This is a genomic window from Providencia sp. PROV223, from assembly GCF_028479245.1.
GTDB lineage: Bacteria > Pseudomonadota > Gammaproteobacteria > Enterobacterales > Enterobacteriaceae > Providencia > Providencia rettgeri.
On record NZ_JAMPNG010000019.1, the window covers coordinates 37,703 to 53,247 of the forward strand.

Here is a 15,545-nt window from a genome sequence, read left to right on the forward strand (position 1 = left end):
ACAACATCACAACCACAAAGCCAAAAGTTTCAAAGTAACTAAACTCTGTAACTTTTCGTTCCGGCTTAGGAAGTGTGCATACTATAGGTATTTACTAGCGTATCCTCAAGGGACAAATTATAATGCTTCGGATGAAAAAAACTAATGCATAACAAGATGCCAAGTAGAAGTGATTATGTCTAAAAGATTACCGCCCCTAAATGCTCTGAGAGTCTTTGATGCTGCAGCTCGTCATTTAAGTTTTACTAAGGCAGCAGAAGAATTATTTGTAACTCAAGCGGCCGTTAGCCACCAAATGAAAAGTTTGGAGGATTTCCTTGGGTTGAAATTGTTTCGCCGACGCAATCGTTCATTGCTATTGACAGAAGAAGGTCAAAGCTATTATCTTGATATTAAAGAGATTTTCTCTTCTTTGAACGAGGCGACACGTAAATTACAAGCTAGAAGTGCAAAAGGGGCATTAACGGTGAGTTTATCCCCAAGTTTTGCGATTCAGTGGCTGGTACCAAGGCTTTCTGGTTTTAATCAAGCCTATCCCGGAATTGATGTGCGGATCCAAGCTGTAGATAGAGAAGAAGATAAGTTGGCAGATGACGTTGATGTCGCTATTTTCTACGGTAAAGGTAATTGGCCTGGGCTAAGAACAGACAGGCTTTATGCTGAATATTTAATGCCAGTATGTTCACCATCTTTATTAACAGGGGATCGCCAACTAAAAAATCCTGAGGATTTAGCAAAACATACGTTACTTCACGATTCTTCACGAAGGGACTGGCAAGCATATGTTAAGCAACTAGAGTTACAAAATGTAGTTAATGTACAGCAAGGTCCTATTTTTAGTCATAGCGCTATGGTTATTCAAGCCGCGGTTCATGGCCAAGGAATTGCACTAACGAATAATGTGATGGCTAAAAATGAAATTGATGCAGGGCGCTTAGTTTGTCCCTTTAGTGAGGTATTAGTTAGTAAAAATGCATTCTACTTAGTTTGCCAAGAAAATCAGGCTGATTTAGGCAAAATAGCTGCATTTCGCCAATGGATTCTTGGGCAGGCGGCAAGTGAACAAGAGAAATTAGGCTTTATTACGGGTGACCAAGATGTGGCGCTTATTCAGTAATCAAGTATTTAAATAAAAGGTGTTACTGTGAATAGTCGTTTGATGTTAATTTTCGCTGGAATTAGTGGCTTCTTTACTGTTGCTTTTGGGGCTATTGGTTCACACGCGTTATCGTCAATTATGAGTGTCCACCAAATGGACTGGATTGAAATCGGGCTACGTTATCAAATGTTGCATACTGTTGCATTGATGGTGCTCGGGGCAATTCTATTACGTAAAATTATTCTGTGGTTCTACTGGTCAGGTGTGTTTTTCTCTGTTGGGATACTTCTTTTTAGCGGTAGCCTTTATTGTATGGCACTATTGCAGGTAAAATACTTTTCTTATTTTACGCCAATAGGTGGTGTATGTTTCCTAATTGGTTGGCTGTTAGTGGTTATTGGCGCTATGCGTCTAAGGAAATCGGCGTCACGCAATGAGTAATAAAATTGCACTATATTGCCGTCCAGGCTTTGAAAAAGAATGTGCAGCAGAGATTACAGATAAAGCTGGGCAAAAAGAAATTTATGGTTTTGCCCGCGTAAAAGAAAATAGTGGTTATGTTATTTTTGAGTGCTACCAAGCAGAAGATGCGGATACACTAGCACGAACGTTACCTTTTCGAGAATTAATTTTTGCTCGTCAAATGATTGTAATAGGGGACTTACTTAAGGATTTACCGCCTGAAGACCGTATTACCCCGATTGTAAATGCATTGAGTCAGCAAGTTGTGCGGGCAGGAGATCTCCGTGTTGAAGTTGCTGATACCAACGAATCGAAAGAATTGCTAAAGTTTTGCCGCAAGTTTACGGTACCTTTGCGTAATGCATTACGTAAAGAAAAAATCTTATTACCACTTGAAAATTTTAAGCGACCAGTTATTCATGTATTCTTTATTGCTCCAGGTTGCTGCTATACCGGGTATTCATATACTAATAATAGTTCGAATTTCTATATGGGGATCCCAAGGTTAAAATTCCCATCAGATGCCCCGAGCCGTTCAACCTTAAAACTTGAGGAAGCTTTCCATGTCTTTATTCCTTATGAAGAATGGGAGGAGCGTCTAGCAAGTGGAATGAAAGCTGTAGATCTTGGAGCATGTCCAGGGGGATGGACTTATCAATTGGTGAAACGCAGTATGATGGTCGATGCTGTAGATAATGGTCCTATGGCGGAAAGCCTTATGGATACAGGGCAAGTTAAGCATCACCGTGAAGATGGTTTTAAATTTAAGCCTACTTCCCATAACATCACTTGGTTAGTCTGTGATATGGTCGAAAAACCAGCTAAAGTTGCTGCATTAATGACGGATTGGCTTGCTCAAGGTTGGTGCCGAGAGGCCATTTTTAACTTAAAATTGCCGATGAAAAAGCGCTATGAAGAAGTCTCACATATCTTAGAAAAGATGAAAATACAGCTTAAAGAACAAGGCGTTAATGTGTTGATTCAAGCGAAGCAGCTTTATCATGACCGAGAAGAAGTGACTGTACATGTGATGAGGATATGGTCGGCGAATCCGATGGCACGTGAGTATTATTAATTCATAAATTCAGTCAATAAAAAGGCCACTAATGAAGTGGCCTTTTTATTTCTACTAGTTGGTTGTATAACGCAGCTGATTTAAATTTCCTTGGAGCACAATATCGGTTCTTAACGTCGCAATATCTCGGCAAATCAATGCAATCTCCTGCTGATTGATTAGCTTTTTCTGCCATTTCTCTTCAATTTTATCTAAATTGGCAAATATATTTTCAATTGAGTGGTATTGCTGCAAGAGTATTGTCGCACTTTTGGGGCCAATGCCCGCGACACCAGGAACTTTACTACTACTGATCCCAGCAAGTCCCCAATAATCAGGGAGCTGCTCAGGAGAAACGCCAAATTCCTTTTCAATAAAAGGGATATCAAGCCAGCGCTTTTGAAAATAATCGCGAATTCTTAAGTTAGGGGCAAGTAGCTGGCAGTAACCTTTATCTGTGGATACGATGGTGACAGTGTGCCCCGAACCTGCAATACGTGTTGCTAAGGTAGCGGCTAAATCATCGGCTTCATCTCCTTCAGACTGCCAACAGTGAATCCCTTTTTCTTTAAATAAGGCTATTAATACGGGGAGCTCAGTATGCAAATCTTCAGGCATAGGTTGCCGACCTGCTTTGTAATCGGGCAGTTTTTCATGACGCCAGCTTTGATGACGCCCTTCTTCATCGAACACCGCAACAACGTGTGTGGCATTAGTGTGGGCTATCAACTGCGATATTGCAGATAAACAAGTTTCTCCACACGGGCTTCCTTGCACCGCGTGGATACGGCGTATTAAGTTTAATGCATCAATAATTAATAAGTGGATCATAAATACGCCATCATTTACTTATTTCACGATTTCATAGCAAGGTTCATATGCCGTACCACCCGGTAATTTCATACGATGTTGCTCAACGAAGCCTTGTAATAGCACATCCATACGCTTCATTAGCTCACTATCGCCGTGAATTTTGAATGGTCCATGCTTTTCTATGGCTTTCATACCAAATTCTTTCACGTTACCAGCCACAATACCGGAGAAAGCACGGCGTAAATCTGAAGCCAATTTTTCAGGGGCTTGCCCTGGATGGAGGTTCAGTGATGCCATATTTTCATGCGTTGGTTCGAATGGATGCTGTAAATCGTGAGCAATTTTAATGGACCAGTTAAAGCTATAGGCATCGCCGGTGCTACGGCGATTTTCTTTAACTTGTGGCATGCTACGTTTCATTACACGAGCGACTTCTGGTGCATCGTCAATAATAATTTGGTAATGCTTACTGGCTTCATCACCTAAAGTGTGACGAATAAAATCGTCTAACACTTCAAAGTATTCTGCACTTTCTTTTGGACCCGTTAAAATCAATGGTAGAACTTGTTCACTGTTGGCTGGGTCCATCAAGATACCAAGTAAATAAAGCAACTCTTCAGCGGTACCAACACCACCAGGGAAGATAATAATCCCATGACCTAATCGAACGAATGCCTCTAAACGTTTTTCGATATCAGGCATAATGATGAGCTCGTTCACTAATGGGTTTGGTGGCTCAGCAGCGATAATTGAAGGTTCAGTTAAACCGATAAAACGGCTATTTTTGTATTGTTGTTGGGCATGGCCAACAGCGGCACCTTTCATTGGTGCTTCCATCGCTCCCGGGCCACAACCAGTACAGATATTGAGTTCACGCAAGCCAAGCTCGTTACCGACCTTACGGCCATATTGGTATTCAATTTCATTAATTGAGTGGCCCCCCCAGCAAACAATCATACTTGGGTCTTCATCAATATGTAGTGCGCGAGCATTACGTAATATAGAGAAAATCATATTGGTGATATGCGTGCCGTTTTCGAGGTCTAGATTAAATTGTTCTTTGGCATGCGTAATCTGCGCATGAACAAATAAAATGTCACGTAAGACGGCAAACAGGTTTGCTTGTAAGGTGCGGATGATTTTACCATCAACAAAGGCTTTTTCTGGGGGCTCGATAAGTTCAAGCTTAACGCCACGTTCACGACGTAATACATTGATATCAAAATTTTTACTTTTTTCTAATAGCTCTTTGCTGCTATCAGTTAAGCTGCCTGAATGCAAAACGGCTAAAGAGCAATTCCTAAATAATTGGTACAAATCGCTACTGGCCGTGCGTTTTAGCATATCAACTTCAAGTTGAGAGAGTAGATCCATAGATCCTAATGGACTGATATGAGTAATCAAGTAGTACTCCTTTACCCCATGGGTTCTTGATATGTGAATTGTACTGCAAATGTATTAATTACATTTACTTTTCAAGCATATATATTTATTGCCGTGATAAGCGACCTAATTCAGGCGTAAATTCTTCATTACTACGCCATGGGTTTATGTCAAGCCCTCCACGGCGAGTATAGCGTGCGTAAACACTTAATTTTTCAGGTTTACATAATTGCATAATATCAGTGAAAATGCGTTCAACGCATTGTTCGTGAAACTCATTATGATGGCGAAATGAGACCAAGTAACGTAATAAGGCTTCGCGATTAATTTTTGGTCCACGATAGTGGATCTGCACAGAGCCCCAGTCAGGTTGATTGGTAATTAAACAATTTGATTTTAATAAATGGCTCACTAACGTTTCGTCAACAACTTGTTGTTGGGTACAATTCGCCAAATAGTCACGATTAAACTCATAATTATCAATGTTAATTTCTTGCTCATCAATACATGTGCCAAGTAATGGCTGGATAGGTTGATGAGAAAAGTGCTCTAATTTATGGAGTGTAACGCTTACTTGCCCATTAGCACAGCGGCTTAAATCATTTTGCAAAGCGCTTCGCACATTTTCCCAAGTTTCAAAACGCGTTTGGTTAAAACTGTTTAGATAAAGCTTAAAACTTTTAGACTCAATTAAATTTTCGCTATTTGCATCAACACTAATCGAGCCTATCGCTACTTGGGGAACACCACGCTGATTTAGCCATGAAAGCTCGTACATTGTCCAAATGTCAGCACCGTGAAATGGAAGCGACTTAGCGTGAATGGCTAAAGGATCACGATTTAAGCTACGAGGGACAGCTTGTAATAATGTGGCATCATATTGGTCATGATAAGCCGTTTTTTTCCCAAGAGTTAAATTATTAAGTGCGGGATTATTCTGATAGTGTGACATAGGAGTCCTTATACTTCATAAACTAAAAATGAGGCTAACAGGTAAAAATTGGGATATTTTCTTCGTCTGTGAACTTCTGTCATAATACCATTTATCGGCAACATTGACGCCTTTCTCTTTAAATTGACTACAAAAAATAGATAATTATGAATACATCACATTCTGCCGCACTACATAATTTTACTCAAAAATATGTTTCACAATGGCATCAACAAACGGGGTTACCTCCTGCCTCAACAGATTTATATGGCATTCCATCTCCCTGTATTGTCCGTACAGGTGAAAATTGGGTTTACTGGGAGCCTCAAGCATTTCCAATAAAGGATGCGAACTTGGATAAAGTCGCGACAGCATTGGAGATTAATTTACAAAGTGATATCCATACTTTTTATACGACACAGCTTGCTGGCGATATGAAAGCCACATTTCGTGATATTACGCTGAGTTTAGTGCAGGTTTGGAATGAAGATGACTTCATCCGTTTGCAAGAGAATTTAATTGGTCATTTAGTCACTCAAAAGCGTTTAAAACTATCCCCCACGCTGTTCATTGCGACTTTAGAGTCTGAGATTGAAATGATATCAATGTGTAATCTCACGGGGGAAATTATATTAGAAAAATTTGGTAGTCAGGACCGGCGTGTACTTTCTTCGAATTTAACAAGTTTTCTGGATGAACTAGGGGTTGTCGTTGAACCTCAGGGGTAAGTATTTTTAAGTGGGTTTGTGTAAGTAAATGCCTACAATTGAACTAAGTAATTTCTTAAAAAATGATCTTTATATTGTAATGATAATTATTTAACTTTTAATTTCATAGCGTTACTATCTGGTATGCGATTTTTGCGTGTTTTACTGTGTTATTGTTTATTTTGCTAGGTTGTTTCATTAATAGATTTAATGCATTCTTATCTCGCTGGACAGGGTAAACTCGTTTAGCTTTTTATACCTTCTTGTGAGGTATAAAAATTGTTTAAAACAAGGCGATGGAACGCGATTAGATGATGAATCTATGAATTTGTTTTAATCAACAGGATGTTGAATGACGGGAAGTCATTTTGCAGGATGCGTAAATTTTAAAGTATGAGCCAGTCAGCTTAGGTTGACTGGCTTTTTTAGTTATGAATCACTCGTAGCTAAGTGGTGTTAAAGTGCTAAAGATAATTTATTAAAATTAATGCTCTAAGCTAATTGAATTCTTGGTTAACGAGGTAATAATCTCTTGAGTCATGGCATCGCGTAGTGCTTCCCGGCGGCGAAATTCAGCACGACGCTGGCTTTTCACTGACTCAATATCTCGTACAGGCTCTTGAGTGGGTAATTGGAACCAACCATCAGGTGTTTTCGTTGCACTACATTCTTGCCAAAACGTATCGTAGCTTGATTTCAAATGTTGGCTCTTAATATGGCACTGGTTTGAAATTCCTAATATTGATTTTACCTGAAAGAAGCTTGCTACGGCATAAATGGCTGACATTAATAAGTTTTTTGGTCTCATACCGTGCATCTGTTTAGTAATCAATCTAACTTGGTCGACACTTTGTTCAGTGGAAGGGCCTTGCAAAGAGCATACGTATAGTTGACCTTCAGGGCCAAAGGAAAAGCTCATTAAATAAATATCGTCGCCCGTTTCATTTTTCAAGTGTAAAGTGAGATCGCCTTCCCGAGGGTATTGAGAATAAATCAAAGTTAATTGAGCGAACTCGCCTGATTTTAATTCAATGTTTGCCACGATAAGCCCTTTTCGCTTAGCAGAAAACATCGCTTCAATAGCTTCAGGTTTAAATGTCTTTTCAATTAAGTTGAGAGTGTAGCTGGCGGTTAATAGCTTTTGCTTTCCGCTCCAGCTTTTATGTAGATACTTATTTATAGGGCGTTCGATAAAATGAGGAACGCTTTCAATAACTGAAGAAAATTGCGCACTACGGTAGTTTTGGCACATAACTTGATAATGCTGATATTGTGACGAAGGTAGCTTTGAAATACGTATTTTTCTTTTTAATTCAATATAGTTAGAATTTAAAGCTTTCCAGACTTTATTTTCCTTACGCCACTGCTTTAGTCGTCCCATAGATAAACCATTTTGTTGTTAATTATTCTGTAAGTACTAAATTGATAAAACATTTAATCTTACATGTGCTATCTGCAACAAAATATAAACGAATCTTATTAAATGAGTTGTTCGATTAATAGCTACGATAATAATTATTATCGATATGCAAATTAAATAAACTTGTATTTGTTAAGGCTTAACCCCATGTATCCGACAGAATTATGATAGAAAATACCGTATATTTGCTGCAGCCATCACTAAATGAGTTTAAGTATGAATATTGAACAACGTATTATTGAGAAACTTCGTCACTTAGAAGAGGAAATGAAATTAAAATCTCTTTGGAATGAACAGCCACCTTCACCTGAAGCTTTTAACAGCATAGAGCCTTTTTGTATTGATACGATGGAGGCTATAGAGTGGCTGCAGTGGATTTTAATACCTCGTCTTCAAATGTTAATTGAACAAGGGGCAGTACTGCCAACTAATTTTGCCGTCGCGCCTTATTTTGAAGAAGCTTATAAGCATGATGAAGAAGAACAATACACGCTAATTATTAATTATTTGCGTGAATTAGATAGTTTTTTCTCAACGAAGACCAACGGGTAATTTATTGATGTTGGAAATTATTTATCACGACGAATATCTGGTGGCGGTGAATAAGCCTGCGGGTATGTTAGTGCACCGCAGCTGGTTGGACAGTAAAGAAACCGTATTTGTGATGCAAACATTACGTGACCAAATTGGCCAGTATGTTTATCCCATTCATCGTCTCGATAGGCCTACCTCAGGTATATTACTTTTTGCATTATCGAGCGAGGTTGCAAGGCTGTTATCGGCTCAATTTGAAAACCATCAGTTAGAAAAAGTGTATCACGCTGTTGTTCGTGGTTATTTAACCGAAGAGCAAACCATCGATTATCCGCTATTAGAAGAATTAGATAAAATTGCAGATAAACATGCGTCACGTGAACCTGTTCTACAGGAATGCGTTACCCACTGTAAACCGATAGCAACAGTTGAGTGCGCCATTGCGATTGGGCGATATGAAACATCAAGATTTAGTTTAGTTGAGTTAAAACCTGAAACTGGTCGTAAACATCAATTGAGAAGGCATATGTCTCACCTTCGTCACCCTATTATTGGTGATAGCAAGCATGGAGACTTACGGCAGAATAGAGGGGTGAATACACATTTTTCAGTGTCTCGCTTGATGTTACATGCCAGCTTATTAAATTTAAATCACCCAATAACAAAAGAAAATATATCGTTAGTTGCCACGTGGGATACACAATGGTTGTCATTAATTGAGCAATTTGGATGGTCAGATAAAGTTGCAAAATTAGGGATAAACGTCATTAACTCATCAAGTTAACTATGAAATAGAGGGAATGTTATGTCAAAAATAGGCATTTTTGTTGGAACTGTCTATGGGAACTCTTTAGCTGTTGCGGAAACGGCACAAGAAATTTTAGAGCAGCAAGGGCATGAAGTGGTTGTTTTTGATGAGCCCACCTTGAATGATTGGCAACTTTATAATTCAGGCAATGAAATTGCACTTATTGTTACCTCGTCGACAGGGCAAGGGGATTTGCCTGATACAATCGCCCCGTTATATAGCGAAATCAAAGATGTTGTCGGTTATCAACCGGATTTGCGTTATGGCCTAATTGCTTTAGGCGATAGCAGTTATGAAAGTTTTTGTGGCGCTGGTATTCGTTTTGATGAGTTGTTAGCTGAGCAATCAGCAACCCGTATTGGTGATATTTTATTTATTGATGCGATTGAAGTCGATGTTCCCGAGGAGTTTGCTAAGCCTTGGGTTGAAGCATGGGCTGAGTTACTTTAAATGTCTGCGCCGTAGTATTACCAGTATTAATGATAAATATCGGCAGTACTACGGCGCAGTAAATCAATCGTTTCGCCTGTAAATTATTTACGGGTCAATTTTTCTAGATCCGCTTCAATTTCCGCGATCTTGTTTGAAACCACATGTTCAAGATGACGTAAATCATCAAGAATTTTGTGTTTTAAATCAATATCAGTTTGATCTGTTTGGCAAATTTGGTCTAGTTCTTCGATGGCATAACGCAGGTTAGTGTTAATTTCATTAATTTCTTTGAAATTATTATTACCATCCGCAATGGTTTTACGCTGGCGTGGATATTTGAATTTTACGCTTTTAGCGAAAAACTCCCCTTTATCTTTGCGAAAATAAATTTTTAAAATGTCATTATTCGCTTCTTGGCGTAAGGTGTAGCGGTCGATGTCTTGAGGGTTACTGATGCCTAAACTTTTCAAATTATCGTACATGTTAGCTCGCTTTACTGTAGAGACAGAGTCGGTGAACAAAGTGATAGTGTGAGCAGGCCGTAACAATATCGGTCTATTTCTCGTTAAGAAGTTATCTATTCTACCCATCTGGGTGATAGATTGAATGATGTTATTACGCAAACAGCATCATTATAATGAAAAATAAAATAATACAGTTTTATTAGAGGTAAACGGCAAAAGCTACGGACATATTATGCGCGATTTCTAGAAATTGACAAACTTCTCTTTGCAATTAATGCGCTAATATTAAAAGGTAACGCTGATATGGCCACCCGAGTTGCATACGAGTGTATGCGATTCGGGATAGCTTCGATTTTTAACCTAATTACAATGGCTCATGACAAAAACTTATTATAAAAACCAGTAACAGATTTGGTATGAGATTCTAGGTGATTAATTACTCATCAATCGTTCTTAATAATTCATTAATACCGACTTTGCCGCGAGTTTTCTCATCGACTTTTTTAACAATGACTGCGCAATATAGGCTATAGCGACCATCTTTTGATGGTAAATTTCCCGATACAACCACGGAACCAGCAGGGACTCGGCCGTAATGAATTTCACCTGTTTCACGGTCATAGATTTTGGTGCTTTGTCCCAGATAAACCCCCATTGAAATAACGGAGCCTTCTTCAACAATCACCCCTTCGACCACTTCGGAACGAGCACCAATAAAGCAGTTGTCTTCAATAATCGTTGGGTTGGCTTGTAGTGGCTCTAAGACACCGCCAATACCCACGCCACCAGATAAATGCACGTTTTTACCAATCTGCGCACATGAGCCCACGGTTGCCCATGTATCCACCATGGTGCCTTCATCAACGTAGGCACCAATATTGACATAAGATGGCATTAATACGCTATTTTTAGCGATATAAGCGCCTTTACGTACAGCCGCTGGAGGAACAACTCGGAAGCCTTCTTTCTCGAAGCGAGCTTGGTCATAATCTGCAAATTTCATCGGCACTTTATCGAAATAACGGCTTTCTGCACCGTCAATCACTTGGTTATCTTGAATGCGAAAGGATAACAAAACCGCTTTTTTCAGCCATTGATGGGTAACCCAAACACCGGCAATTTTTTCAGCTACACGCAATTTGCCGCTATCGAGTAATGCAATGGTATCTAGCACGGCTTGTTTTACCGAACTTGATACAGTATTTGGTGTGATACTGGCTCGCTCTTCGAACGCTTGTTCAATGATCGCTTGTAAATGCTGCATTGATTGTATTTTCCTCTTGAATGACATAAAAGTGAACGTTCACCATGAAAATGTGATGGACGCTATATTTTATCCTTCGATTTTAGGGTTTCTGTCAACCTTTCTGATAACTCTTGTTGCATATTTTTAGTCAACGCTTTGTGATCTTTATCTGCTAACACAAAGAAATCTTCCACTTTTTCGCCAATTGTGGTGATGCGCGCGCCATACAGAGAAATTTCCATTTGAGCAAAAATATGACCGATGCGAGCTAATAAACCAGGTTGGTCCAAAGCGAACAACTCCATATAAGTGCGACGTTCGTTAGTGGAATGTAGAAAATTAACTTTTGTTGGCACGGTAAAGTGACGTAACTTTGACGGTAAAGTACGTGGCTTAGGCAGTGAAATTTCGGGTTGCTGAACGGCTAATAACAACATTTTTCGAATATGATCGTATCTGTCTTTGGATAGGGGGCTACCGTTAGGCTCAAGTACGACGAAGGTATCCATGGCCATATTGTCTTTGTTAGTAAAAATTTGAGCACTGTGAATGCTTAAATTTCGTCGATCTAATTCGCTGGCGACAGCGGCAAATAAATGGGGTTTATCATGGCACCAAATGAAAATTTCTGTTCCGCCATGTTTAGGTTGCGTGCTGATTAACACTAAAGGCTGGCTCAAATCATGGGCTAGTAGGTGCTTAGCATGCCATGCTAATTGGGATGGAGTGTGACGTAAAAAATAATCTGCATGGCAACGAGACCATAACCCTTGTAGTTTTTCTTCATCAATGGATGATTGGCGCAGTAATGATAAAGCCTGATAACGATGGTGACGAATGCGTTCACGTAAGTCAGGGGTGCTTTGCATGCCTTGATTTAACTGGTGTTCTGTTGATAAAAATAGTTCACGAATTAAACTTTGTTTCCAACTATTCCACAGCGTGCTATTTGTCGCACAAATGTCAGCGACAGTTAGACACATCAGGTAGTTAAGCCGTGAAACGGTTTTTACTTCCCCTGCAAATTGTTTAATGACATCAGGATCTTGGATGTCGCGTCGTTGAGCGGTTACTGACATCAATAAGTGATTTTTCACCAACCATGACGCCAATTCAGCTTCTTTGGTAGAAAAATCATGTAGTAAGGCAAAATCATAAACAAACTCAGAGCCGAGATCGGAGTGATCTCCTGAGCGGCCTTTAGCAATATCGTGGAAAATCGCTGCTAATCGTAAAAGCTCAGGTTGCAATAATTTGGGATAAACACTAACGCAAAGAGGGTGATCTCGTCGGTTTTCTTCTAAGGTAAAGCTATCAATTTTTTGCAGCACACGAATAGTATGTTCATCAACGGTATATGCATGGAATAGGTCGAATTGCATTTGCCCGACAATATTGCTCCATAGCGGTGTGTAAGCGCTTAATACACTATGAAGGTGCATGGGAACAAAGGCACCTTTGATTGCTCTGGGGTGGCGTAGAATTTTGATAAACAGTTTTCGGGCTTCGGGAATTTCGCATAATGGCACTGAAAGGTTACGGCGTGCATAACGAAGCTGACGTAATGTGGTGGAATAGATCCCTGTAATATTTGGATAGCGAGCCATTTGATAAAACATTTTTAAAATAGCAGCTGGTTGCTTAATAAATAATTCTTCATCAATAACATCAATCAATGACCCGCGTAATTGGAATAGCGAATCAATAGGGCGCGGTTTTTCGTTAGGGTTAAGCGTTAAAATGGCCTCATCAAATAATTGTAATAGCATTTGATTGAGTTCTCTCACCCGGCGAGTGACACGATAGAAATCTTTCATCATTCGTTCAACGGGTTGGTTTTTTTCGCCCTCATAACCCAGTAACCGAGCTACACTAAACTGGCGGTCAAATAGTAGACGATTATCATGACGTTTCACCACTAAATGGAGCGCAAAGCGAATTTTCCATAAAAACATTAAGCACTCTTTGAGTTCTTGGCGCTCTTCTTCGGTGAGAAAGCCAAAGCCCACCATTTCATCGACGGTGGTTGCGCCAAAATGGCGCCTGCCGACCCACAGTAATGTATGGATATCTCGCAATCCCCCTGGGCTACTTTTAATATCAGGTTCTAAATTATAGCTGGTGCTATGGTAGCGTTGATGACGTTCTTGTTGTTCTTCAATTTTTGCAGCAAAAAAGACCGCGGAAGGCCAAAAATCATCGCTAAAAATGGTTTTTTGTAATTGTAAAAACAGGGTGACATCACCACAAATTAGCCGTGATTCAATGAGATTAGTTGCAGTGGTTAGGTCTGCATTTCCGGCTTCAATGCATTCAGCCAGCGAACGAACACTGTGGCCGATATCAAACCGTAGATCCCACAATAGAGTAATAAATTGCCCAATTTCGCTAGCAATGTGCTCTGGAAGAGGGGTTTTGCTTAACACTAAAATATCAATGTCAGAAAGTGGGTGCAATTCATGGCGTCCATAACCCCCAACAGCGATTAGTGACATATCTGGTTGCTTATCAAATTGAAAGGATTGCCATAATCGCGTTAGTAAGGCATCAAGATAGTCACTACGTAAGTGAATGAGATCGACAACATCTTTACCTTGGTTGAAAGCCTCTTCGAGCCACTGATCAAAATTATCGACATGTTGCCTTAATGAATTCAGCTCAAGGTCATGAGTACTAAATTGATTAGGGGGTAGGTAGGAAGCTGAATTTACAATCATCTTTATCTTTCCGTATTGATAGCAATAGGGGTTAGCTACCAGCTTACGGTTTTTTGATAAAAATGAACAGAGGAAGAGCCTTCGGTTAGGAAGGCTCTACAGAGAAGATTATTCGTTAACTAATACCGCAGAGATAAATGGTTCTTCTTCTTTACGCAGTGTGAGGATTTCACAGCCGTTATCCGTCACAACTAACGTATGTTCATATTGGGCAGACCAGCCGCGGTCTTTGGTTTTTACTGTCCAACCATCTTTCATGGTACGAATACGGTGATCGCCTGTATTGACCATAGGCTCAATGGTAAAAGTCATCCCTTTTTGCAGGACTACGCCACTGTCGTCAGCGTCGTAGTGTAGAACTTGTGGTTCTTCATGAAAACCTTGGCCAATGCCGTGGCCGCAATATTCACGCACAACAGAGAAATCTTGTTTTTCGACAAATTCTTGAATGGCTTTACCCAAAGTTCGTAAGCGAATACCCGGTTTAACCATACGAATTGCCAAATACAAGCTGTCTAGTGTGACTTGGCAAAGGCGCTCACCTTGAATCGTCGGTTTACCAACGATAAACATTTTGGAGGTATCGCCATGGAAGCCATCTTTGATGACGGTAACATCAATATTGACAATATCGCCATCTTTCAAAATTTTATCATCACTAGGAATGCCGTGGCAGATGACATCATTGACGGATATACAAACTGATTTAGGAAAACCGTGATAATTCAGGCACGCAGGGATAGCTTGCTGTACGTCAACAATATGTTGATGACATAGGCGATCTAATTCACCTGTACTAACTCCCGGCACAACGTGCGGAGCAATCATTTCTAATACTTCTGCGGCTAAGCGGCCAGCAACGCGCATTTTCTGAATATCTTCTTCAGTTTTGATAATAATAGCCATGAGTGTAGTCCATTCATGCCAACATTGATTAAAGGCATGTTAAAAAAGAGGGGTAAAAATAGGGAGCCCATTTTACATCGATGAGACATATGGTAACAGCCACCGCATTTTCTGCCAACTAGCTATCGAACGGATTCGAAAGTCGAAGTTACTTTATAGTAGATAAGGAAAGGAGCAGAGCTTGTTCATTTTGAGCTTTTAACAGCACAAAATGCAAAGTAATAATGAAGGTCATCTAGAAGGCATTGCAAAAATAAGGCTTTTTTATCTTGCCAAATAGTGTCTATAATTGAGCTGAGCAATGGTTAAATATTGCTCAGCTCAATAGCTTTAAATCAAATCTACTTTTAGGCACTTTTGTGAGCGAAAAAAACAACAAAAGTTGGCTTCTAAGTTGGTTTTATGGTATAAAGCGCGCCGGCAATCCATATTATTTCTTATCACCATCATCGAAATGTCATTTTATGGCGTCAAGATGAGGCCACTGATAAAATATTGGATGTGCGAAACTTAAAACTCAATTGTGTAATAACACACACAAATCGACACGTGCACCGGGGTGCTCTTAT

15 protein-coding genes are annotated in these 15,545 nt (G+C 39.8%); 7 read left to right on the forward strand and 8 right to left on the reverse strand.

Annotation, left to right across the window (positions count from 1 at the left end; genetic code table 11):
* Positions 1-175: 175 nt before the first annotated feature.
* From PR767_RS17635 to rlmM, 3 genes are read left to right on the forward strand one after another with little or no spacing between them, the layout of a single operon-like run.
* Positions 176-1,117, forward strand: a complete 942-nt coding sequence (locus PR767_RS17635; protein WP_004908711.1) for a transcriptional regulator GcvA — start codon at positions 176-178, stop codon at positions 1,115-1,117.
* Between the two features lie 27 nt (positions 1,118-1,144).
* On the forward strand, positions 1,145-1,540 hold the full coding sequence (locus tag PR767_RS17640) for a DUF423 domain-containing protein (RefSeq protein WP_004908716.1): 396 nt from the start codon (positions 1,145-1,147) through the stop codon (positions 1,538-1,540).
* Positions 1,533-2,636 (forward strand): 23S rRNA (cytidine(2498)-2'-O)-methyltransferase RlmM, encoded by a 1,104-nt coding sequence (gene rlmM, locus PR767_RS17645; RefSeq protein ID WP_272520700.1) that lies wholly within the window; start codon positions 1,533-1,535, stop codon positions 2,634-2,636. Before PR767_RS17640 ends, rlmM begins: the two co-directional genes overlap by 8 nt.
* Positions 2,637-2,690: 54 nt before the next feature.
* Here the strand turns inward: rlmM and xni are convergent, their stop codons facing one another.
* The 3 genes from xni to queF form a co-directional block, all read right to left on the reverse strand.
* Complete coding sequence (gene xni, locus PR767_RS17650; protein ID WP_109911795.1) at positions 2,691-3,446, reverse strand: flap endonuclease Xni; 756 nt, start codon at positions 3,444-3,446, stop codon at positions 2,691-2,693.
* A gap of 18 nt (positions 3,447-3,464) precedes the next feature.
* Positions 3,465-4,832, reverse strand: coding sequence for a nucleotide 5'-monophosphate nucleosidase PpnN (ppnN, locus tag PR767_RS17655; protein ID WP_123382299.1), 1,368 nt, complete (start codon positions 4,830-4,832; stop codon positions 3,465-3,467).
* An 85-nt stretch (positions 4,833-4,917) separates the two neighbouring features.
* On the reverse strand, positions 4,918-5,763 hold the full coding sequence (queF, locus tag PR767_RS17660) for an NADPH-dependent 7-cyano-7-deazaguanine reductase QueF (RefSeq protein ID WP_117162520.1): 846 nt from the start codon (positions 5,761-5,763) through the stop codon (positions 4,918-4,920).
* A gap of 146 nt (positions 5,764-5,909) precedes the next feature.
* On the opposite strand from queF, the gene syd reads away from it, so the two are divergent.
* The gene (gene syd / locus PR767_RS17665; protein ID WP_004908733.1) at positions 5,910-6,470 is read left to right on the forward strand and encodes a SecY-interacting protein; all 561 of its coding nucleotides are present in this window, start codon (positions 5,910-5,912) and stop codon (positions 6,468-6,470) included.
* Positions 6,471-6,933: 463 nt separating this feature from the next.
* Here the strand turns inward: syd and PR767_RS17670 are convergent, their stop codons facing one another.
* A complete protein-coding gene (locus PR767_RS17670; protein ID WP_209101907.1) occupies positions 6,934-7,830 on the reverse strand; it encodes a DUF535 family protein in 897 nt (298 codons plus the stop codon).
* Between the two features lie 255 nt (positions 7,831-8,085).
* Here PR767_RS17670 and PR767_RS17675 point away from each other — a divergent pair, with 255 nt between their 5' ends.
* Genes PR767_RS17675 through PR767_RS17685 form a run of 3 tightly spaced genes read left to right on the forward strand, consistent with a single transcriptional unit; the run spans position 8,086 to position 9,661 of the window.
* Positions 8,086-8,421, forward strand: a complete 336-nt coding sequence (locus PR767_RS17675) for a YqcC family protein (RefSeq protein ID WP_004908739.1) — start codon at positions 8,086-8,088, stop codon at positions 8,419-8,421.
* Between the two features lie 7 nt (positions 8,422-8,428).
* Entirely contained in the window at positions 8,429-9,187 is a 759-nt protein-coding gene (gene truC, locus PR767_RS17680; RefSeq protein ID WP_004908740.1) for a tRNA pseudouridine(65) synthase TruC, read from the forward strand.
* A gap of 21 nt (positions 9,188-9,208) precedes the next feature.
* On the forward strand, positions 9,209-9,661 hold the full coding sequence (locus PR767_RS17685) for a flavodoxin (RefSeq protein WP_004908745.1): 453 nt from the start codon (positions 9,209-9,211) through the stop codon (positions 9,659-9,661).
* Between the two features lie 83 nt (positions 9,662-9,744).
* Here PR767_RS17685 and PR767_RS17690 read toward each other — a convergent pair whose 3' ends face one another.
* From PR767_RS17690 to map, 4 genes are all read right to left on the reverse strand, one after another.
* Positions 9,745-10,125 carry a DUF3461 family protein gene (locus tag PR767_RS17690; RefSeq protein ID WP_004908747.1) on the reverse strand — a complete coding sequence of 127 codons (381 nt, stop codon included), beginning with the start codon at positions 10,123-10,125 and terminating at the stop codon, positions 9,745-9,747.
* A 418-nt stretch (positions 10,126-10,543) separates the two neighbouring features.
* On the reverse strand, positions 10,544-11,371 hold the full coding sequence (dapD, locus tag PR767_RS17695) for a 2,3,4,5-tetrahydropyridine-2,6-dicarboxylate N-succinyltransferase (RefSeq protein ID WP_004908750.1): 828 nt from the start codon (positions 11,369-11,371) through the stop codon (positions 10,544-10,546).
* A gap of 62 nt (positions 11,372-11,433) precedes the next feature.
* Positions 11,434-14,070 carry a bifunctional uridylyltransferase/uridylyl-removing protein GlnD gene (glnD, locus tag PR767_RS17700; protein ID WP_272520701.1) on the reverse strand — a complete coding sequence of 879 codons (2,637 nt, stop codon included), beginning with the start codon at positions 14,068-14,070 and terminating at the stop codon, positions 11,434-11,436.
* A 108-nt stretch (positions 14,071-14,178) separates the two neighbouring features.
* Positions 14,179-14,976, reverse strand: a complete 798-nt coding sequence (gene map, locus PR767_RS17705; RefSeq protein WP_036957992.1) for a type I methionyl aminopeptidase — start codon at positions 14,974-14,976, stop codon at positions 14,179-14,181.
* Positions 14,977-15,545 lie beyond the last annotated feature (569 nt).

Bases quoted from the DNA above. Each gene is read 5' to 3' on its own strand.
- PR767_RS17635 (WP_004908711.1), top strand. From the start codon at position 176: ATGTCTAAAAGATTACCGCCCCTAAATGCTCTGAGAGTCTTTGATGCT.
- map (WP_036957992.1), bottom strand. From the start codon at position 14,976: ATGGCTATTATTATCAAAACTGAAGAAGATATTCAGAAAATGCGCGTT.
- PR767_RS17675 (WP_004908739.1), top strand. From the start codon at position 8,086: ATGAATATTGAACAACGTATTATTGAGAAACTTCGTCACTTAGAAGAG.
- truC (WP_004908740.1), top strand. From the start codon at position 8,429: ATGTTGGAAATTATTTATCACGACGAATATCTGGTGGCGGTGAATAAG.
- dapD (WP_004908750.1), bottom strand. From the start codon at position 11,371: ATGCAGCATTTACAAGCGATCATTGAACAAGCGTTCGAAGAGCGAGCC.
- rlmM (WP_272520700.1), top strand. From the start codon at position 1,533: ATGAGTAATAAAATTGCACTATATTGCCGTCCAGGCTTTGAAAAAGAA.
- queF (WP_117162520.1), bottom strand. From the start codon at position 5,763: ATGTCACACTATCAGAATAATCCCGCACTTAATAATTTAACTCTTGGG.
- PR767_RS17670 (WP_209101907.1), bottom strand. From the start codon at position 7,830: ATGGGACGACTAAAGCAGTGGCGTAAGGAAAATAAAGTCTGGAAAGCT.
- syd (WP_004908733.1), top strand. From the start codon at position 5,910: ATGAATACATCACATTCTGCCGCACTACATAATTTTACTCAAAAATAT.
- PR767_RS17690 (WP_004908747.1), bottom strand. From the start codon at position 10,125: ATGTACGATAATTTGAAAAGTTTAGGCATCAGTAACCCTCAAGACATC.
- xni (WP_109911795.1), bottom strand. From the start codon at position 3,446: ATGATCCACTTATTAATTATTGATGCATTAAACTTAATACGCCGTATC.
- PR767_RS17685 (WP_004908745.1), top strand. From the start codon at position 9,209: ATGTCAAAAATAGGCATTTTTGTTGGAACTGTCTATGGGAACTCTTTA.
- glnD (WP_272520701.1), bottom strand. From the start codon at position 14,070: ATGATTGTAAATTCAGCTTCCTACCTACCCCCTAATCAATTTAGTACT.